Origin of the sequence: Amycolatopsis sp. NPDC049252, from assembly GCF_043197175.1 — a bacterium.
GTDB lineage: Bacteria > Actinomycetota > Actinomycetes > Mycobacteriales > Pseudonocardiaceae > Amycolatopsis.
This window is the reverse complement of sequence record NZ_JBICSQ010000027.1, coordinates 28,832-47,450: the sequence shown is the minus strand read 5'-3', so window position 1 is coordinate 47,450 and position 18,619 is coordinate 28,832. Positions and strand designations below refer to the sequence as shown.

Here is an 18,619-nt window from a genome sequence, read left to right as displayed (position 1 = left end):
CTCAGGTGGTCTCTTCGGGACGGCGTCGCATCGTCGGTTCCGGGAATTCGGACCGGCGGTCGGAGTCGCGCAGGACCTCGCGGGCCTGAGCTTCGGGGTCGGCGCTCTCGACGGCCTGTTCCTCGGGCAGGAGCTCGGCCCGGCCCGCCGTGCGCTCGTCGTCGTCCTGTTCACGTGCCATGACGGCGAGGTACCCACGGGAGCGGTCTGTAACGCTTCCGTTCACCCGGACGACCTGCCTGCACAGGATCACCTGAAGGAGGCCTGATGCCGGACGCCAGCCCTTGGCCGGAGATCCACCGGGAACGCGCCGCGCTCGCCGACGACCTCGCGGGCGTGTCCGACGCCGCGTGGTCGACGCCGTCGCTGTGTCGCGGGTGGACAGTCCACGAGGTACTCGGCCACGTCGTCGCGACGGCGAAGCTGACGCCGGTCACGTTCTTCGGGCGGCTGGCCGGGTCCGGGTTCCGGTTCGGGGCGATGGCCGCGAAGAACGTCGCGCGCGAGACCGCCGGCGGCCCGGCGGCCACGCTCGCGCAGCTGCGGGCCCACGCGAACGCCACCACCGGGCCGCCGGGACCGGCGGACTCGTGGCTCGGCGAGATCGTCGTGCACGGCACCGACATCCGCCGCCCGCTCGGGCTGGAGCGCGCGTTCCCGACCGCGACGCTGGTCGAGGTCGCCGAGTTCTACCGCCGGTCCAACCTGCTGATCGGCGCGAAGAAGCGGATCGCCGGCCTGACGCTGCGGGCGAGCGACACGGACTGGTCGACCGGCAGCGGGCCCGAGGTGCGCGGCCCGCTGCTCGCGCTGATCCTGGCGATGACCGGCCGGGGCGCGGTGCTCGAGGAACTCGCCGGGCCCGGGGTGGACCAGCTTTCGGCTCGCTGCGGTGCTCAGGCTTGACCCGAGGTCAAGCCGGTTCGACGCGAAAGACCGCGATGCGGCCGGCCGCGTCGGCTACCGCGTCCGGAGTCGGAGCTTCGGCCAGGCCTGTGGTCACGTAACGGTTTCCGACGCTCGCGGGGCTCGTCGCCACCAGCTTGCGCAGGATCGGGCCGCGCTCCGGCACCGGGACCTCGACCAGCCGGGCGGTCGCCGCACGGCGGCCGCGGGTGAGGGTGACCGTGTCCGCGGCCCGGACGTTCGCCACCCAGGCCGCCTTCGGGTAGGCCTGGATGATGTAGCGCTCGCCGTCCTGCGGGATGACCGCGATGGGAAAGGTGCGCGGGACGCCCGTGCGGCGTCCCGCGACCGTGAGCAGCTGCATCGGGCCGAAGGCGAGGCCGAGCCGCTGGAGCCCGACCACCAGTTTGTTCCCGGCGTTGACCATCCGCCGGTAGTTCTGCGCTGTCGTCATGCCTTCGACGATACACCAACTCGTACGAAACTCATATCTTCGGGAACTCGTACGTCAGGTCGGGTCGGGACCCGGCGCGGATTCCGGTGGGATGGGATCCGGCACGGGCACCCCGCTGGGCTCGGGTACCGGCCGGTCCGGGCCCGGGCCCGGCGGCACGGGATCCGGGCCGGGCGGTGCCGGATCCGGGTCGGGCCCGACCGGGTCCGACGGGATCGGCTCGGGTGGTGCCGGGGGTGCGGTCATGCGGTCCGCTGCGATCGGCATCGATCTCCCTCCGCCGTCCGAGGCTCGGGCGGCTGTCACTCTTGGTTACCCAGAGCGGCAGTCCGGGAAAACCCCGGCGCGCCGTGTCGAGTTACGGTCGTGCCGTTCGTCATCCTCTGCGAACGACCAGTCATCGGGAGGATCTCGTGCTCTACCTGCTCCTCATCTACAACTGCGACCGGCCGGAACCCGGGGATCCGGGCTTCGAAGAGGCCCTGACCGCGGTGAACGCCTTCGCCGACGAATGCCGCCGCCGGGGATCGCTGCTGGCCGGGCACCCGCTGCAGCCCGAGCACACCGCGACGACGGTGAGCGTCCGCGAAGGCCGGACGCTGATCACCGACGGCCCGTTCGCCGAGACCCACGACCACCTCGGCGGGTACTACCTGCTCGACTGTCCCGACCTCGACGCCGCGCTCGACCTGGCCGCGCTGTGCCCGATGGCCGCGGTCGGCTTGATCGAGGTCCGGCCGGTCGCCGGGGTACCGGGTGTCGACCACCGCGCCGCCGGTGACCGCTGACCCGCTCGCGGCCGCGGTGGACCGCGTCCACCGCGAGCACCGGGCCCCGCTGCTCGCGGCGCTCGTGCGCGTCCTCGGCGACTTCGAACTGGCCGAGGACGCGCTGCAGGACGCCACCGCGCTGGCCCTGCAGCGCTGGGACGTCGTCCCGGACGACCCGGTCGCGTGGCTGCTGACCGCGGCCCGCAACAGCGCGATCGACCGCCTGCGCCGGGCCCGGCGGGGCCGGGAAAAGCTGGCGGAACTCGGCGAACGGCGGCCGCGGGTGACGGAGTTCGGCGAGGAACGGCTACTGGCCGTCGGGGACGAGCGGCTGAGCCTGATCTTCACCTGCTGTCACCCCGCGCTGGCCGAGGAAGCCCGCGTCGCGCTGACGCTGCAGGCGGTCGTCGGCCTGACCGCCGGCCGGATCGCCCGGATGTTCCTGGTCGGCGAAGCGACGCTGGCGCAACGGCTGGTCCGCGCGAAACGGAAGATCCGCGACGCCGGGATCGGCCTCGCCGTGCCCGCCGACCACCTGCTGCCGGAACGTCTTTCCGGCGTCCTGGCCGTGGTGTACCTGATCTTCACCCAGGGCTACACCGGCGCGGCCGGGGAGGCGCTGCGTGCGGAGGCGATCCGGCTCGGCCGGCTGATCGCCACGCTCATGCCGGACGAGCCCGAGGCGCTGGGCCTGGTCGCGCTGCTCCTGCTGCACGACTCCCGGGCCGCCACGCGGCGCACGGCCGAAGGGGACGTCGTGCTCCTGGCCGACCAGGACCGGACCCGGTGGGACCGCGGGGAGATCGTCGAGGCCGTGCGGCTGCTGGACCGGGCGCTGCGCCACGGCCGTCCCGGGCCCTACCAGCTGCAGGCGGCCATCGCGGTCCTGCACGCCCAGGCGCCGACGCCGGAAGCGACCGATTGGGCCGGCATCGCCGCGCTCTACACCGAACTGCTCGCCGTGGCGCCCTCGCCGGTGATCGCGCTGAACCGGGCGGTCGCGGTGGCGATGGCCACCACCCCGGACGAGGGCTTGGCGCTGGTCGAGGAGATCGACGGCCTCGACCGCTACCACCTGCTGCACGCCACCCGCGCCGACCTGCTGCGCCGCCTCGGCCGGCTCCCCGAGTCCGCCGCGGCCTACCGGCGCGCGCACGAGCTCGCCACCGAACCCGCCGACCGGCGTTTCCTCGCCGGCCGCCTGCGCACCCTGGAGTCCTGATGCGACTGTCCGTCCTGGACCGCGGCCACCGCCGCCGCGCGAAGCTGTTCATGGGCCTGACGTCCGCGATGTCCCGGGTGGACAGTCCGGACATCGTGCGGATGCTGTTGTACCGGCCGGGGTTCCTCACCCGGGCGCTGCTGGACCTCACCGCGCCCGCCATGCGCGGCCCGTCGTACTGGACGGCGGGTGAGCGCGAGTTCCTGGCGATGAGCATCGCGCGGGGGCACCAGTGCCCGTTCTGCCTGGACACCCACGCGGAGCTGGTCCGGATCGCCGGCCAGGGCGAGGTCACCCCCGACTCGGCCCGGCCGGAAGTGCTGCGGGCGCGGGACTTCCTGCTGTCCCCCGGCGACGGCGTCACCGGGCTGACCGACGACGCGGTGCTCGAGGCGCTGCGCGTGGGTCTCGTGTGGAACGTCGTCAACCGGCTGGCGAACGCGTTCGGGTTCGCGCTGCGCGAGGGCCAGCTGCACAGCGGAACCCGGGCGCTGCACCGCTTCGGCTACCGGTTCCCCGCGTTCCTGCTCGCCGGCGGTGACCGCCCGGACGGCGACGCCGTCGACGTTCTCCGGTACTCGGTGCTCGAGGCCCCCGCCGTGACGCCGGTGGAGCTGCGCCGGGCGGCCGCCGGGGACGGGCCGCTGCCGCAGGAGTGGCGCTCCTACGCCGAAACCGTCCGCGACGCGTCCTACCGGGTGACCGACGGCGACGTCGCGCGCCTGGCCGCCGCCGGCCACACCGAGGACGAGATCTACGAGGTCACCGTCGCGGCCGCGCTCGGCGCCGCCCTGCGCGCGTACGACGCGGGGCGGCGGGCTCTGTCAGGCGGGCACCGGTGACCACGCCCGGCGGCCGACGAACGCGAGCATCCGGGTCTGCGCGTCCGCGTCGGCCGGCGGGGTGAGCTCGGGGCCGAAGAAACCCGGCCGCCGCACGACGTTCGCCCGCGCCCACGCGTCGGCCAGCGCGACCAGGTCCGGCTCGAGGCGCGCGCCGCGGTCGACGTCCCAGGTGTGCACGACGTGGTCGGTGGTCAGCAGCGCCACGACGCCGGCCAGCGGGATCTCGCCGAGGCCGGGCAGCGTCACCGGGCGGCGCAGGGCCTCCTCGGTCAGCGTGGCCGCCGCTTCCGCCCGCGCGGCCCGCCAGGTCGCGACGGGGTCATCCCCGGCCAGCACACCCGGCTTCGGCGACCCCGGAGCGCCTGCCGTCTCGGCGTAGTCCTCGCCGGTCGCCCAGGCCCGCAGTTGGCGCTGGCCCCAGACGACGTGCCCGGCGACGTCCCGGACCGTCCACTCGGCACACGCCGACGGCGCATCCCACCGGCTCACCGCGGCCAGCGCCGCGTCGAACCCGTCCTGGGCGCGCCGGTACGACTCCATCGTGTCCATTCCCGCTCCTTCTCGAGGTGGTTGTTCCTCCCGAGGACGAGCGGGACCGGCCGGACTCGACACTTGACCCTGACACCGTGTCAGGCCGTACCCCTGGGGCATGACCTTCCGAACCGCCACCGAAGTGGCCACCGGGATCCGCCGTGGCGCGCTCTCGGCCCGTGACCTGACCGAAGAGCTGCTGGACCGCATCGACGGGTCCACCCTCAACGCCGTCGTCGAAACCCATCGAGACGTCGCGCTCCGCGCCGCCGAAGACGCCGATCGGGCGGTCGTGCGCGGCGACGACGTCGGGCCGCTGCACGGCGTCCCGATGACGATCAAGGACGCCTTCGCCGTCGCCGGGATGCACACGACCTGGGGTGAACCGGCGTTCGCGGAGTGCGTCGCGGACCGGGACGCGGCCGTCGTCGAGCGGCTGCGGGCCGCCGGCGCGATCGTCGTGGGCAAGTCGAACGTGCACCGGATGCTCGCCGACTTCGGTCAGACGGTGAACCCGGTGTACGGCCGCACGCTCAACCCGCGGGACCCGTTGCGCACCCCGGGCGGCTCGTCCGGGGGCGCCGCGGCCGCGGTCGCCGCGGGCCTGAGCTACCTGGAGTACGGCTCGGACCTGGCCGGCTCGATCCGGATCCCGGCCGCCTACTGCGGCGTCTACGGCCTCAAGCCGACCGCGGGAACCGTTCCCCTGCGCGGGTTCCAGCCACCCGGACCGCTCGCGGAGCCCGGGCGGGACTTCCCGTCGGCGGCCGGACCGCTCGCACGCTCGGCCGCCGATCTGCGGCTCGCCCTCGGCGTCACCGGCGGGCCGGACGGCGCGGAGGCGCACGCGTATTCGTGGCGGCTCGCGCCTCCGCGGCACACGCGTCTGGCGGACTTCCGGGTCGGCGCCGTGCTCGACGACCCGCGCTGCCCGGTGACCGCCGAGGTGGGTGACGCGCTCTCGGACGCCGTCGACACCCTCGTTCGCGCCGGGGTCGAGGTCACCGAGGGCTGGCCGGACGGCGTCGATCCGGCGGCCCAGGCCGAGTCGTTCGGGTTCCAGGTGGAGCTGTTCTTCGCCATGCACGAAGGCGACCTCAAGGGGGTCGTCGAGCAGGAACGACGGCGGCTGGCTTCGGCGGCGGCGTGGGCCCGGTACTTCCGGCACACCGACGTCTTCCTCTCCCCCACGGTGTTCACCACGGCGTTCCCCTGCGACGGCGAGCAGAGCCGCTACGACGACCAGGTGTTCTGGATCGCGCAGGCCTCGCTGCCCGGCCTGCCCGCGGTGACCGCGCCGGTCGGCGGCCCGCTGCCGACGGGCCTGCAAGTGACCGGTCCCGCGCACGAGGACGACACGGCGATCACGTTCGCCGAGCTCGCCGCGGACGTCACGGGCGGGTTCGTCCCGCCTGGGGAATGATCGGCGGATGTTCTCGATCGGGGACTTCGCCCGCCACGGCCGGGTGTCGGTCCGGATGCTGCGCCACTACGACGCGCTCGGGCTGCTGCGCCCGGCGCGGGTCGACCCCGCGACCGGCTACCGCAGCTACACCGCGGGGCAGCTGGCCCGGCTCAACCGGATCGTCGCGCTCAAGGACCTCGGGTTCACCCTCGAGCAGGTGGCGACGCTGCTGGCCGAGGAGGTGCCGGTCGAGCGGGTGCGCGGGATGCTGGACCTGCGGCGCGCGGAGCTGGCGGCCGCGGTCGCGGAGACCGCGGCGAAGCTGGCGCAGGTCGAGGCCCGGCTGCGGACGATCGAGGACGAGGGCCGCGCGCCCGCCTACGACGTCGTGGTCAAGGAGCTGCCGGCCACGCGGGTGGTGGAGCTGACCGGCGTCGCGGCGGGGTTCGCACCGGAAACGATCGGCCCGGTGGTGCGCCCGCTGTGCGCGGAGCTGGGGCGGCGGCTGCCGGCCGCGGACGTGACGCCGGCCGGGCGGCTGACGTGCTACTACGAGCAGCGCGCGGAGGACGAGGTCGTGGTGCACGCGGCGATCCCGGCGTCGGTCGGGCCGGGTGACCTGAACGGCCTGGGCGTCGCGGACCTCCCGGCGACCCGTGCGGCGACGCTGGTCCACCGCGGCGCGATCGACGGCGTGCTGCCGAGCTGGCAGGCGGTCGTCCGCTGGATCGAGGAGCATGGCCACCGCTCGGCGGGGGCGCAGCGGGAGCTGTACCTGGACTGCCCGGCGGACCCGGCGGGCTGGGTGACGGAACTGCAGGAACCGATCGGCTGAAATCGTTGCTATCGTTCCGCGGCGTGCACCACCTCGAAGAACTCACGGTCGTCTGGCGATCGGCGATCCTCCCGCGGGAGTACCGGCCGCGCGGTCCGCTCGTCGAAGTCCACCTGGTTCCGGCCGCGCCGGAACGTTATGGAACGCCGGAGCTCGAGCGGGTTCGTGACGAGCTCGCGGCGGGCTTCACCCGGGCCGGTTCCTCCGCGGGCGGCGCCTGGGCGTTCTCGACGGCCGAGGACCGCGGGCTCGCGGTGCTGAGCGGCGGCCAGCGGACGTGCTGGTTCCCGTTCGAGGAGGACGACCTCGCGGCGTGCGTCGCGGGCCGGCTGCACAGGCTGCTGGCCCTCGGGCTGCCGCTGCCGGACAGCTTCGCGCCGGCGATCGGGCTGGACCCGGTCGCCTCGACGATCAAGGTCGCCGCCCGCAGCGCGAGCAGTCCCGGGCGGATCCGGATCGGGACCGAAGAGGCGTTCTCACCGGACGAGCTGCGCCGGACGTCGCGGGAGATCGCCAAGGGACTCGTCGCGAGGCTCGCCGCGCCGCTGGGTTAGTCCGCGCGCGGGTGGTGCGGCTGGGTGTGCTCGCCCGGGGGCAGGTCGCGGTCCAGGTGGTCCGCGTGGTGCAGCGCCTGGGCCAGCAGGCCGCGGACGTGGTTGTCGGCCGCCGAGTAGTAGACGAACGTGCCTTCACGGCGGCCCTTGACCAGGCCCGCCAGCCGGAGTTTCGCCAGGTGCTGGCTGACCGCCGTCGGGGCCGCGCCCGCCAGGTCCGCCAGGCACGCCACCGAGGACTCACCCTGGAGCAACGCCCACAGGACCTTGATCCGGGTGGGGTCGGCCAGCAGGCGGAACGACTCCGCGGCCAGGTGGACCTGCTCGTCGGTGGGCATGTCGAACTCGGGCAGCTCCGCGTGCATGTGGACTACCCTACTACTTGCGTATATGCGTGTCTGCGCAGGTATGCTGCCACCATGAGCAAGGGACACGGACACGGCCACGGGCACCGCCATTCCCGGTGGCGGCCGCACAGCCACGACAGCGCCGACCGCGTCGACCACGCCCTCGAGACGAGCCGGCGCGGGATGCGGGCGCTCGTCCGGTCGTTCGCCGCGCTGTTCGTCACCGCCGTCGCGCAGCTGGCGCTCGTGCTCGTCACGGGCTCGGTCGCGCTGCTGGGCGACACCATCCACAACTTCGCCGACGCGCTGACCGCCGTCCCGCTCGGCATCGCGTTCCTGCTGGGACGGCGGGCGGCGACGCGCCGCTACACCTACGGCTTCGGGCGCGCGGAAGACCTCGCCGGCGTGGTCGTGGTGCTCGTCGTCGCGGCGTCGGCCGTGGTCGTCGGCTACGAGTCGGTGGTGCGGCTGCTCGATCCGCGACCGGTCGGTCACCTCTGGATCGTCGCGGCCGCCGGGGTGGTGGGGTTCATCGGGAACGAGCTGGTGGCGCGCTACCGGATCACCGTCGGGCGCGAGATCGGCTCGGCCGCCCTGGTCGCCGACGGCCTGCACGCGCGCACCGACGGCTTCACGTCCTTGGCCGTCGTGCTCGGCGCGGCCGGCGTCGCGCTCGGGTTCCCCGTCGCCGACCCGATCGTCGGGCTCGGCATCACCGTCGCGATCCTGTTCGTCCTGCGCGACGCGGCGAAGGAGGTGTTCCGGCGGCTGCTGGACGCCGTCGACCCGGCCACGGTCGAGCTGGCCGAAACCACCGCCCGGGACGTCCCGGGCGTGCTCGGCACCGGGCCGCTGCGGATGCGCTGGATCGGGCACCACCTGCGCGCCGAACTCGCCGTCACCGTCGAGACGACGTTGACCGTCGAGCAGGCCCACCGCATCGCCCACGACGTCGAGCACCGGCTGCTGCACGCGGTCCCGAGGCTGACGGCGGTCGCCGTCCACACCGAACCCGCCACCGGCGCCGACCAGGCCCACGAGGAGCTGGCCCACCACCACTAAGCCGAGCCTCGGGCCAGCGCCGCGAGCACGACGTCACCCGCCGCGCGGACCGTCGCCGGGAAGGCGCCCGGGTCCCGGCCGATGCGCTCGGCGCCCGCACGCATCGCCCCGGACAGCAGTTCCACCGCGAGCGGCACGTCGCCGACGTCGCGGAACTCCCCGCTCGCGATGCCGTCCCGGACGACGTTCTCCACCTCGGCCACGATCGCGTGGAACGGGCCTTCGGGCCCCTTCGGCACCTCGTCGACCAGGGGGCCGGAGCCGGGCAGGAACATCAGCTGCATCGCCTGGTCGGTGGACGCCGCCAAGACCGCGCCGACGATCTCCCGCAGCCGGGCGCCGGCCGGTTCGCCCGGCCGCGCGGCGATCGCGGCCACCCGCTCGACCAGCGGCCCGCACGCCCGCCGGGTCAGCGCCAGGACCAGCGCGCCCTTGTCCCGGCCGTAGTTGTAGAGCGTGTTGCGCGCGAGCCCGGCCCGGTCCGCGATGTGGCCCATGGTGATCGAGTCGTAGGACCGTTCGCCGACCAGCTGCCGCATCGCCTCGGCGAGAGCGTTCCACACCAGCTCGTGGTGCTCCTCGATGCTGGCTCCCCGGATCCGCGGCATGCGCTACCGTACCGACCCCGCGGCCGCGCCCGACAGGTGCGCGTTCTCCTGGTGGCTCGCGGTCAGCTTCACCCGGGTGAGCCGCCAGCCGCCGGCCGTGCGGACCGCCTCGTCGTCGTAGAAACCGGCCACCAGCCAGCGGTTCGGCCCGCCGGCGGCGACCTCGTCCGGGACCCAGTGCTCGGCGCGGACGTGCGCGTGGATCTTCGCGCGGTCGCCGTCGAGGTCGACGACGTGGCCCGTGATGACGTGGTGGGTGGCCACGAACGGCTCGAAGGAGGCGCGCAGGTTCTCGAGGTAGTCCCGCAGCGGCACGGTCATCGGCGGGAGGCCGACGACGGACTCGAAGTCGAGGGTCAGGGGATCGGTGAAGACGAGGCCGGGCAGCGTCTCGTACTCCTTGAGGTCGGCGATGTCGGCGTACCGGCCCAGCAGTTCGACGAGTTCGGCACGATCGGCGAGCAGGTTCATGAGACCTCCGTTTACGACAGCTTGTCGCAAACTATACGACAGCTTGTCGCAAAAGGCGTGCGCTAACCCTGTTTCTCACTCACGACCACCGGCTGCTCCGCCGGTTCCGGCTTCGGGGTCAGCACCCCGGCGAACACCGCCGCCAGCACACACAGCACCACCGGCACCGCGAACGTCACGTTCAGCGGCATCCACCTCGTCAAGCCGCCGATCAGCGCCGGGCCCGCCAGCAAACCCACGTAACCCAGGCCCACCACCCGGGCCATCAGCGCGCCCGAGTTGCGGGTGTCCAGGTTGCCCGCCGCCGTGAACAGCTGCGGCACGCCGCCCGAGAGGCCCAGGCCGAAGATCGCCCAGCCCACCAGCGACAGCGGGACCCACGGGGACGCGGCGGCGATCGACAGGCCGACCGCCGCCATCGCCGCGCCGTAGCGGACGATCGCCGCCGGGCCCGCCCAGGCCGCGACGCGGTCGGTCAGGAACCGCCCGGTCGTCATCGCCACCGCGAACGCGCCGTACGCGAACGCCGCCGTCGAGGCCGACGTGCCCAGGTCCTTCTCCAGGTGCAGCGCCGCCCAGTCGTTCGCGACGCCCTCCGAGAGCATCAGCGCCAGGGCCAGCCCGCCCAGCAGCCAGATCAGGCGGCCGGGGGTCCGGCGGCCGGCCGACGGAGCCGGGGCCGACTCCGAGGCCTCGGCCGGCGCGTCGGCCGGCTCCATCACGAACCGGGCCGCTCCCAGGGAAAGCAGGACGCACACCAGTCCCGTGCCCGTCAGGGTGACGCCGGTCGGGACGCCCGCGCCGAGCGTCGCGGCGCCGATCACCGCGGCCAGCGCGCCGCCGATCGACCACATCGCGTGGAACGACGCCATGATCGGGCGCGGGTAAGCCCGCTCCACGACCACCGCGTGCGAGTTCATCCCGACGTCGATCGCGCCGTTGCCGAAGCCGAACAGGATCAGCGAAAGCCCCAGCGTCCACCACGAGTTCGCGAACCCCGGCGCGCACACCGCGAGGCCGACGAACACCCCGGCCGCCGGCACCAGCCTGCGGTGCCCGAACCGGTCGACCAGCGGGCCGGACACCTGCATGCCGGCGAACGCCGCGCCGCCGAGCACCAGCAGCAGCGCGCCCAGCGTGCTGTGCGAAATGCCGGTCGCGCGCTCGACGTTCGGGATGTGCACCACCCACATCCCCATGCCGAACCCGTTGAGGGCGAAGAACATCCACGTCGCGACGCGGGCGGCACGCGGACGGGCGGAAACGGTCGTCATCGGTTCTCCAGCGGGTCTTGCAAGGGGACGGCTACGTGCACGAGCACACCCCGCTCGGCCAGCGCCGCACGCTGGTCCTCGGGCGCGCCCGGGTCGGTGATCAGGACATCGGGACGGTCGGCCGGGCACACGTGGGCGAGCGAAGCGTGGCCCCACTTCGCGCTGTCGGCGAGCACGATCGAACGCGCCGACACGGCCAGGGCCTGCTGCTTGACCTCGGCGTCGGCGAGGTCGAACGCGGTGAGCCCGGCCTCGAGGCCGAACGCGCACGGGCTCAGCACGGCGACGTCGAACCGCAGCGCCCGCAGCGACGCGAGGGTCAGCGGACCGACCAGCGCCTGCTCCCCCGGCCGCGGCTCGCCGCCGGGCAGCAGCAGCCGCACGCGCGGGGCGTCGGCCAGCTCGCGCACGGCGTGCAGGGACAGCGGCATCACGGTGACCGGACGGTCGCGCAGCAGCCGCGCCAGCTCCAGCGCGGTGGTGCCGCTGTCGAGGACGACGGTCTCGCCGTCGGCGATCAGCTCGGCCGCCGCGACGGCGATGGCCCGCTTCGCCGCGGTCGAGGCCGTCACGCGGACCGCGAACGGCGGTTCCACCCCGGACGGCGCCGCCGGCACGGCCCCGCCGTGCACCCGCCGCAGCACGCCCCGGGCGGCGAGGTGGTCCAGGTCCCGGCGCACGGTCATCTCGGACGCGCCGGTCACCTCGGCCAGCTCGGCGACGCCGACCTGGGCGGTGCCGCGCAGCCGCTCGACGATGACCTGCTGCCGTTCCGCGCTTTTCACCCCGCGATGCTCGCAAGAACCGAGCGTTCGCACAACTGATTTGTTCGACCGATCACGTGGCTTGTGCGAAATCCGGCTGCGGCATGATGGGACCGTGCACGACGCCGAGACCACCGCGACCCCGTGACCGGGGGTTACCTGAAGGGCCGGATCCGCCGCGAGGACATCATCACGGCGGCGGCCGCGGCGTACGGCGAGCTCGGGTACCACAGCTCGTCGCTGCGGGAGATCGCCAAACGCGTCGGGATCACCCACGCCGGCCTCCTCTACTACTTCCCGACCAAGGAAGCCCTGCTCGCCGCCGTACTCGAACGGCGTGACGCCGAGGACTCCGACCGGGAGCAGCTCGACGTCGCACCCGGGCTCGACGTCCTGCGCCACTTCGTCGCGCTGGCCGGGCACAACGTCCGCCACCCCGGGATCGTCGACCTCTACTCGCGCCTCGCCGCCGAGGCCGTGGCCCCGGACCACCCGGCGCACGAGTACTTCGTGCGCCACTACCGCGCCGCGCGCGCGAGCATCCACGAGTCGTTCGAGGTCCTCGCCGCGCGCGGCCAGCTGCGCGACGGCGTCGACCCCGCGATGGCGGCGCTGACGTTCATCGCTCTGATGGACGGCCTGCAGGTGCAGTGGCTGACCGTGCCCGGCGACGTGGACCTGGTCGGCTCCCTGCGGTTCGCCCTGCAGAACCTGCTCGCCGTCCCGCTCTAAAGCGTCTTCTACAGCGTCTTCTCAAAAGGATCCCAAGCCGCCGGCAGCGCGGGCGGTACGGCGACGACGCTCGCCACCTCCACGGACTGCCCGCGGGTCAGCGACTCGTCGATCGCCAGCATCGCGTCGAGCACGTGGTAGGCCAGCTCGCCGGACGCGCGTTCCGGCACCCCGGCGCGGATCGCCCGTGCCAGCTCCAGCGTGCCGGTGCCACGCGAGGCCGCGTGCCCCTGCGGTGCCAGCTCCTCGGGCCCGTCCTGGCCGAACAGGTGCAGCGCGGTCGAGCCGTCGAACCGGTTGGGGTCCGGCAGCACGGCGGTGCCGAGCGTGCCGGTCAGCTCGACGAACCCGGTGCGCGTCAACGCCGAGTCGAAGCTCAGCACGACCTGGGCCGACCCGCCCGAGGCGAACTCGACCAGCGCGGTGACCGTGGTCGGCACCGTCACCGGGAACTCCGTCCCGGCACGCGGCCCGGACCCGATGACCCGGGTGTCGCGCGCCCGGCCGCCGGCGCCGGTGACCCGGCGGATCGGGCCGAGCAGGTGCACCAGCGTCGTCAGGTAGTACGGGCCCATGTCCAGCAGCGGCCCGCCGCCGGCCTGGAACAGGAACTCCGGCGCCGGGTGCCAGCTCTCCGGCCCCGGCACCTGGAACAGCGCGAGCGCGGTGTTCGGCTGCCCGATCCGGCCGTCGTCGACCGCGCGACGCGCGGTCTGCAGCCCCGCGCCGAGCACGGTGTCGGGCGCGCTGGCCACCCGCAGCCCCTTCTCCCGGGCGCGGTCCAGCAGCTTGCGGCCGGTCTGGCGGTCGAGGGCCAAGGGCTTCTCGGCCCAGACGTGCTTGCCCGCCTCGAGCGCGGCCAGCCCGACGTCGACGTGCGATGCCGGAGTGGTCAGGTTGACCACCAGCTCGACGTCGGGGTCGTCGAGCAGCTCGGCCACCGTGCCCGAGCGCGGCACGCCGTGCTTCGCCGCCTGCGCCGCCGCGCGCCCGGTGTCGAGGTCGGCGATCCGCAGGACGCGGACGTCCGGGAAGCTCGTCAGGTTCTCCAGGTAGGTGCCGCTGATGACGCCGGCGCCGACGAACCCGACGCCGACCGGCCCGCCGGTCACCGCCGGTCGCCGGTCAGGAAGGTGTAGCTGGCGGAGATGGCCTCGAAGAGGTCGCCGTCGAAGGCGTCGAATTCGACGACGCGCAGCGCGTCCGGCGCGGCGGCGAGCACCTCGGCGACCGGGACCTGGCCCTGGCCGGCGGGGAGCTGGCCGGTGGCGTCGGTGGCGAGGCCGCCGTCCTTGACGTGGATCGCCTTGACGCGGTCGCCGAGGCGGCCCAGCAGCGCGGCCGCGTCCTCGCCACCCGCGGTGGCCCAGTAGGTGTCGACCTCCAGTGCGACGGCGGGGTCGAGCTGGTCGGCGAACACCTCGAACGCGGCGCGGCCGTCGATCCGGGACTCCAGCTCCCACCAGTGGTTGTGGTAGCCGACGGTGACGCCGTGCTCGGCCGCGACCTTGGCGGCGGCGTTGAGCGCGTCGGCCGTCGCGGCGATGTCGGCCGGGTCCTGCCACCGCTCGGGCTTGACCAGCGGGTCGATCACGAGGCCGATGCCCAGTTCGGCGGCCGCGGCGAACACGGCGGGCTGGTCGGTCCCGATCAGCTGCGCGTGCGCGGTCGGTGCGGACAGGCCGTTGGCGGGCAGCCCGGCCCGCAGCGCGTCGACGTTCTCGACGACGCCGTACGGCTCGACCTGCGTGAAGCCGATCGCGGCGAGGCGCCGCAGGGTGTCGGCGGGATCGGCCGCGAAGGCGTCGCGGACCGAGTACAGCTGCACGGAAAGCAAGCTCATCCCCAGCTCCTGAGTTCACGGTGGCGGACGCCCGCCACGGCTCCACAAGATTTCTACCACCTGGTCAAAATTCACACCAGGTCCTTCCCGGTGACCCGGCCGGACAAGTCTGGGGTTTTCCCGGACCTCTTCGAGCGTGCCCCGGCTCACCGGCGCCGGGGGTTTTGGCGGCCGCCGGTCGGGGCAGTAACGCACCACGGGCAGGGGACCAGACCGAGACCGGGAGGTGCCGGGAGTGGACAGGCCAGGGGACGAAGCGGACACGGGGGCCATCGGGCACCCGGCGTCCCGTCGCGACCTGACGGAACTGTCCGAGGCCGCGCGGGACCTCGACCGGCGGATCGAGCAGCACCTGGCGCGGCTGCGCCGCGAGCGCGCCCGCCGCGACGCGTTCCAGGACGACATCCCCGACCAGCGGCTTCGCCCGAGCGGCTGACCTCGGGTTCACCGCGCGGACGCGACCTACTACGCTGGGTGGCCCACGCCGCCCGCCGATGTCCTGCGAGGTCGCCATGTCCGACGCTCCCTCTGTGAGTTCCCCCAGCCAGAAGCCGGTGGGGGTGGATCCCGAGCGGCCGAGCATCGCGCGGATCTACGACGGGTTCCTCGGCGGTCACAACTTCTACGAAGTCGACCGCGTCGTGATGGAGAAGATCCGGCAGGCGGTCCCGGAGGCCGTGGACATCGCCCGCGGCAACCGCGGGTTCCACAACCGGGCGCTGCGGATGCTGGCGAGCCAGACCAAGATCCGGCAGTTCGTCGACTGCGGGTCCGGGCTGCCGACCGCGGAGAACACGCACCAGATCGTGCAGCGCATCGACAAGGACACGAACGTCGTCTACGTCGACAACGACCCGGTCGTCCTGGCGCACGGCCGCGCGCTGCTCGCCGAGAACGACTTCACGCACATGGTCGAGGCGGACATCTTCAAGCCCGAGGCCTTGCTGGACAACGACGAGGTGCTGCGCCACATCGACTTCGCCGAGCCGGTCGCGCTGCTGCACGTCGGCACGATGCACCACTTCGAGGGCGACGGCGCCGCCGACGTCATGCGCGCGTACATCGACGCGCTCGCGCCGGGCTCGTACGTGGTGCTGTCGCACTTCTTCGACCCCGAGGTGCCGGAGCTGACCGCGATCGCCAAGCGCATCGAGGACATCCTGACCCAGGGCCCGCTCGGCGCCGGCCGGTTCCGCACCCGCGCCGAGATCGAGGCGATGCTGGCGGGCCTGGAGTTCCTGCAGCCCAACGCGACGTCGGAGCCGGGCCTGGCGGTCTGCGACGAGTGGTGGCCCGACGGCCCCCGGCTCACGCCGCTCAGCAACTCCGCCCGGTGCGTGGCCGGGATCGTCGGCGTCAAACGCTAGCGCAGCCGCCAGAGGTGGTCCGCCGTCCCGTTGTCGGCGAACTGCACCACCTGCGCGCTGTCCGCCGTGGACATCCCGTCCACGCCCAGCACCTTGCCCGAGTTGCGGTTCTTCAGCCGCCACCAGCCGTCGCCGTTGTCGAGCAGCTGCCAGAGGTGGTCCGGGGTGCCGTTGTCGGCGAACTGGACCACGCGCGCGCTGTCCACAGTGGACATCTGATCCACGCCGAGCACCTTGCCCGAGTGGTGGTTGCGGATCCGGTACCAGCCGTCGCCGTCGGCCATCAGGTGCCAGACGTGGTCGTCGGTCCCGTTGTCGGCGAACTGCACGACCCGCGCACTGTCCGCTGTGGACATCTGGTCGACGCCGAGTACCTTGCCGGAGTTGCGGTTCTCGATCCGGAGGCCCGCTCCCCCGCCGCCCGGCACCCACGGGTGGCCGTCCGGGGCGGCGGTCGGGAACGACGTGACGCGCAGCCGCGCCGCGCCCATCGGGATCAGCGTGACCGTTTCGACCGGCGCCGCGCTCTTCGCCGGTGACGCCTGCAACGGCATGACGACGTGCTGGTCGTCCGCGGTCCACTCGGCGATCTTCCGCGCCGGCGCGGTGATCTTGACCGGCACGGCGTCCGGCGTGAACGGGTTGGCGGGCAGCGCCCCGCCGGCCGCCGAGAAGGTCAGCGCCGCGCCGGGGGTCAGGCCGTAGTTCCACGGCGTCGTCGCGTGCACCGCGTACTGCGGGAACTGCGCGGTCCCGCCCAGCGACTCGTAGCTCTCGCCGATCTTCAGCGAGTACGTCAGCGGGCCGTGGTCGACCGACACCGAGTCGTGGTTCGCGCCCCAGGTCCGCACGGTCGTGCGCTGCGGCAGGGTCAGCGTGACGACGTCGCCGTCCACCCACGTGCGCGAGACCTTGGCGAACGTCGGACCGGCGGCCACCGCGACCGACGCGCCCGCGACGGTGAGCCGCGGCGCCGCGCACCACGCGGGAATCCGGAAGTACAGCGGGAAGGCGAGGCTCCGAGGCGTCCGGACGGTGAAGGTGACCTGCTCGGAGAACGGGTAGGTGGTGTCCTCGGTGATCGTCACGGCGGTGCCGTCGGCGACCTTCGCCGTGACGCTGCCGGCCGAGTACATCGCGGCCGCGAGGCCGTTGTCCGGCGTGGCGAGCCAGAGTTCCTCGGTGAAGTACGGCCAGCCCATGCCGTAGTTGTGCGGGCAGCAGCGGTACTGGTCGACGCCGGGCAGGAAGGCCTGCATCGCGAAGCCGTTCTGGAACTGGCCCTCGCTCTTGGGCACGTTGTCGAGGTCGACGCTGTTCGCGCTGGTGACGTAGTGCACCGCGCGCCCGGCCGGGTCCAGCGCGGCGGGCAGGGAGTTGAAGGCGAGGTCCTCGCAGCGGTCGGCCCATACCGGGTCGCCGGTCAGCCGGGTGAGCAGCTGGTGGCTGGCCATGAACTCGACGATCCCGCACGTCTCGAAGCCCTGCCGCGGGTCGCCGAAGCCGGGACGCGCGTTCTCGTCACCAGCGAACCCGCCACCGGCGAACTGGCCGTACGTGGCCATGATCGTGGTGTAGTCCTGGTAGGTGGCCTGGGTCAGCGACGCCGAGCCGTTGCGCAGCGCGTACTGCGCGGGCTCTCGGAAGCCCTGGGCGACGTTGACGTTGTGCAGGCTCGGCAGGTTCCCGACCCAGTTGGCGCCGTAGGTGTGGATCTTGTCGGCGAGGTCGAGCAGGAACGGGTCGCCGGTGCGGTTGAACAGCCAGAACACACTGTCGAGGCCGTCACCCCAGCGCACCGACACCCAGCTGGAGTTGAACGCGCTGGGCCCTTGCGCGTTCATGTAGCGCAGGAAACGGGTCAGGAACGGGACGACACGCGTGTCACCGGTCCACTCCTGCCACGACCGCAACGCCTGCAGCAGCGGCAGGTACGGCCAGAAGTCGGGGCCGTTGTTGAGTGCCGTGCGCAACGCGGCCGGGCCGAAGAAGCCGTCGGACTGCTGGGTGGCCAGGATCGCGTCGATCCACTTGCCGGCGGTGGCTTTCGCGGTGGTGTCGCCGGTGACCGCGGCGAGGTCGACGTACCCGCGCAGCCAGTACGGCACCTCCTCCCAGCCGGTGCGCTCCGGGTGGACCCAGCCGCTGGTGGCGAAGTCGAGGAAGTGCGAGGTCTCGGCGTAGTGCCCGCAGAGGCCGTCGAGCTGCAGGCGCAGCTGGCCGGCGAGCCAGCCGCGCGCGGTGACGGCGCCGGGCGGGAGCTTGAGGAAGGCGGTGGGTTTGAGCGGAGCCGCGTTCGGGGTGTAGAGCCCACCGGCCGCGGGCCCGACCTGCCGGCTGCCGAGGGTGGCTCCGGCGTCCCGCGCACTCGCGAGCAGGCCCGCGGCGACGGTTCCGGCGACGAACTGCCTGCGGCTCAGTGACACGGGGACCAGCCTCCGCTCGTCGTTACAACGTTGTAAAAACAGTCTTACCGGGTGAATACAACGTTGTAAATCCGCCGTTCGCCGGACCCCGGTAAAGGACTGGGCGGCCGGTGGACGAGCTGATAGCGTCGCGGCGACCGTGAGACGGCCCGAGGAGGTGAGACCCGTGAACGCAGTACGTACGTGGGTGCTCCCCCTTCCGC

The 18,619-nt window shown here is 73.3% G+C and carries 23 protein-coding genes; 11 read left to right on the top strand and 12 right to left on the bottom strand.

What is annotated here, in order from left to right:
- Nucleotide 1 precedes the first annotated feature (1 nt).
- On the bottom strand, nt 2-181 hold the full coding sequence (locus tag ACGFMK_RS25900) for a hypothetical protein (RefSeq protein WP_392768098.1): 180 nt from the start codon (nt 179-181) through the stop codon (nt 2-4).
- A gap of 86 nt (nt 182-267) precedes the next feature.
- Here ACGFMK_RS25900 and ACGFMK_RS25895 point away from each other — a divergent pair, with 86 nt between their 5' ends.
- Nucleotides 268-906, top strand: coding sequence for a maleylpyruvate isomerase family mycothiol-dependent enzyme (locus ACGFMK_RS25895; protein ID WP_392768095.1), 639 nt, complete (start codon nt 268-270; stop codon nt 904-906).
- Nucleotides 907-913: 7 nt separating this feature from the next.
- On the opposite strand, the gene ACGFMK_RS25890 is transcribed toward ACGFMK_RS25895, so the two are convergent.
- On the bottom strand, nt 914-1,360 hold the full coding sequence (locus ACGFMK_RS25890) for a nitroreductase family deazaflavin-dependent oxidoreductase (protein WP_392768092.1): 447 nt from the start codon (nt 1,358-1,360) through the stop codon (nt 914-916).
- Between the two features lie 54 nt (nt 1,361-1,414).
- Nucleotides 1,415-1,627: a hypothetical protein gene (locus ACGFMK_RS25885; protein WP_392768090.1), complete on the bottom strand. Its 213-nt coding sequence runs from the start codon at nt 1,625-1,627 to the stop codon at nt 1,415-1,417.
- Between the two features lie 146 nt (nt 1,628-1,773).
- Between ACGFMK_RS25885 and ACGFMK_RS25880 the strand changes: the two genes are divergently transcribed.
- The 3 genes from ACGFMK_RS25880 to ACGFMK_RS25870 are packed head-to-tail and all read left to right on the top strand — an operon-like array spanning nt 1,774 to nt 4,194.
- Nucleotides 1,774-2,148, top strand: a complete 375-nt coding sequence (locus tag ACGFMK_RS25880; RefSeq protein WP_392768087.1) for a YciI family protein — start codon at nt 1,774-1,776, stop codon at nt 2,146-2,148.
- On the top strand, nt 2,138-3,352 hold the full coding sequence (locus tag ACGFMK_RS25875; RefSeq protein ID WP_392768084.1) for an RNA polymerase sigma factor: 1,215 nt from the start codon (nt 2,138-2,140) through the stop codon (nt 3,350-3,352). Before ACGFMK_RS25880 ends, ACGFMK_RS25875 begins: the two co-directional genes overlap by 11 nt.
- Entirely contained in the window at nt 3,352-4,194 is an 843-nt protein-coding gene (locus tag ACGFMK_RS25870) for a hypothetical protein (protein ID WP_392768082.1), read from the top strand. Before ACGFMK_RS25875 ends, ACGFMK_RS25870 begins: the two co-directional genes overlap by 1 nt.
- On the opposite strand, the gene ACGFMK_RS25865 is transcribed toward ACGFMK_RS25870, so the two are convergent.
- Entirely contained in the window at nt 4,177-4,746 is a 570-nt protein-coding gene (locus ACGFMK_RS25865) for a TIGR03086 family metal-binding protein (protein ID WP_392768079.1), read from the bottom strand. The two genes, ACGFMK_RS25870 and ACGFMK_RS25865, sit on opposite strands and share 18 nt — an antisense overlap.
- 100 nt (nt 4,747-4,846) lie before the next feature.
- On the opposite strand from ACGFMK_RS25865, the gene ACGFMK_RS25860 reads away from it, so the two are divergent.
- Genes ACGFMK_RS25860 through ACGFMK_RS25850 form a run of 3 tightly spaced genes read left to right on the top strand, consistent with a single transcriptional unit; the run spans nt 4,847 to nt 7,522 of the window.
- Nucleotides 4,847-6,151: an amidase family protein gene (locus ACGFMK_RS25860; protein WP_392768077.1), complete on the top strand. Its 1,305-nt coding sequence runs from the start codon at nt 4,847-4,849 to the stop codon at nt 6,149-6,151.
- A gap of 7 nt (nt 6,152-6,158) precedes the next feature.
- On the top strand, nt 6,159-6,968 hold the full coding sequence (locus ACGFMK_RS25855) for a MerR family transcriptional regulator (protein ID WP_392768074.1): 810 nt from the start codon (nt 6,159-6,161) through the stop codon (nt 6,966-6,968).
- A gap of 23 nt (nt 6,969-6,991) precedes the next feature.
- A complete protein-coding gene (locus ACGFMK_RS25850; RefSeq protein WP_392768071.1) occupies nt 6,992-7,522 on the top strand; it encodes a hypothetical protein in 531 nt (176 codons plus the stop codon).
- On the opposite strand, the gene ACGFMK_RS25845 is transcribed toward ACGFMK_RS25850, so the two are convergent.
- Nucleotides 7,519-7,887: an ArsR/SmtB family transcription factor gene (locus ACGFMK_RS25845; RefSeq protein ID WP_392768069.1), complete on the bottom strand. Its 369-nt coding sequence runs from the start codon at nt 7,885-7,887 to the stop codon at nt 7,519-7,521. The two genes, ACGFMK_RS25850 and ACGFMK_RS25845, sit on opposite strands and share 4 nt — an antisense overlap.
- Before the next feature lie 54 nt (nt 7,888-7,941).
- On the opposite strand from ACGFMK_RS25845, the gene ACGFMK_RS25840 reads away from it, so the two are divergent.
- Complete coding sequence (locus ACGFMK_RS25840) at nt 7,942-8,931, top strand: cation diffusion facilitator family transporter (RefSeq protein WP_392768067.1); 990 nt, start codon at nt 7,942-7,944, stop codon at nt 8,929-8,931.
- On the opposite strand, the gene ACGFMK_RS25835 is transcribed toward ACGFMK_RS25840, so the two are convergent.
- The 4 genes from ACGFMK_RS25835 to ACGFMK_RS25820 all read right to left on the bottom strand — a co-directional run bounded on the left by ACGFMK_RS25835 (nt 8,928) and on the right by ACGFMK_RS25820 (nt 12,069).
- On the bottom strand, nt 8,928-9,539 hold the full coding sequence (locus tag ACGFMK_RS25835; RefSeq protein WP_392768063.1) for a TetR/AcrR family transcriptional regulator: 612 nt from the start codon (nt 9,537-9,539) through the stop codon (nt 8,928-8,930). The two genes, ACGFMK_RS25840 and ACGFMK_RS25835, sit on opposite strands and share 4 nt — an antisense overlap.
- Nucleotides 9,540-9,542: 3 nt before the next feature.
- A complete protein-coding gene (locus ACGFMK_RS25830) occupies nt 9,543-10,010 on the bottom strand; it encodes a nuclear transport factor 2 family protein (RefSeq protein ID WP_392768061.1) in 468 nt (155 codons plus the stop codon).
- A gap of 62 nt (nt 10,011-10,072) precedes the next feature.
- Nucleotides 10,073-11,284, bottom strand: a complete 1,212-nt coding sequence (locus ACGFMK_RS25825) for an MFS transporter (RefSeq protein WP_392768058.1) — start codon at nt 11,282-11,284, stop codon at nt 10,073-10,075.
- Nucleotides 11,281-12,069 carry a DeoR/GlpR family DNA-binding transcription regulator gene (locus ACGFMK_RS25820; protein WP_392768055.1) on the bottom strand — a complete coding sequence of 263 codons (789 nt, stop codon included), beginning with the start codon at nt 12,067-12,069 and terminating at the stop codon, nt 11,281-11,283. Before ACGFMK_RS25820 ends, ACGFMK_RS25825 begins: the two co-directional genes overlap by 4 nt.
- A 123-nt stretch (nt 12,070-12,192) precedes the next feature.
- On the opposite strand from ACGFMK_RS25820, the gene ACGFMK_RS25815 reads away from it, so the two are divergent.
- A complete protein-coding gene (locus ACGFMK_RS25815; protein ID WP_392768052.1) occupies nt 12,193-12,780 on the top strand; it encodes a TetR/AcrR family transcriptional regulator in 588 nt (195 codons plus the stop codon).
- Between the two features lie 8 nt (nt 12,781-12,788).
- On the opposite strand, the gene ACGFMK_RS25810 is transcribed toward ACGFMK_RS25815, so the two are convergent.
- Both ACGFMK_RS25810 and ACGFMK_RS25805 read right to left on the bottom strand, forming a co-directional pair.
- Complete coding sequence (locus ACGFMK_RS25810; RefSeq protein WP_392768049.1) at nt 12,789-13,892, bottom strand: Gfo/Idh/MocA family protein; 1,104 nt, start codon at nt 13,890-13,892, stop codon at nt 12,789-12,791.
- The gene (locus ACGFMK_RS25805) at nt 13,889-14,623 is read right to left on the bottom strand and encodes a sugar phosphate isomerase/epimerase family protein (protein WP_392768046.1); all 735 of its coding nucleotides are present in this window, start codon (nt 14,621-14,623) and stop codon (nt 13,889-13,891) included. Before ACGFMK_RS25805 ends, ACGFMK_RS25810 begins: the two co-directional genes overlap by 4 nt.
- A 235-nt stretch (nt 14,624-14,858) precedes the next feature.
- Between ACGFMK_RS25805 and ACGFMK_RS25800 the strand changes: the two genes are divergently transcribed.
- On the top strand, nt 14,859-15,059 hold the full coding sequence (locus ACGFMK_RS25800; protein WP_392768043.1) for a hypothetical protein: 201 nt from the start codon (nt 14,859-14,861) through the stop codon (nt 15,057-15,059).
- Between the two features lie 76 nt (nt 15,060-15,135).
- Nucleotides 15,136-15,990, top strand: a complete 855-nt coding sequence (locus ACGFMK_RS25795; protein WP_392768041.1) for an SAM-dependent methyltransferase — start codon at nt 15,136-15,138, stop codon at nt 15,988-15,990.
- Here ACGFMK_RS25795 and ACGFMK_RS25790 read toward each other — a convergent pair.
- Nucleotides 15,987-18,416 (bottom strand): RICIN domain-containing protein, encoded by a 2,430-nt coding sequence (locus ACGFMK_RS25790; RefSeq protein ID WP_392768038.1) that lies wholly within the window; start codon nt 18,414-18,416, stop codon nt 15,987-15,989. The genes ACGFMK_RS25795 and ACGFMK_RS25790 overlap by 4 nt on opposite strands.
- Nucleotides 18,417-18,619 lie beyond the last annotated feature (203 nt).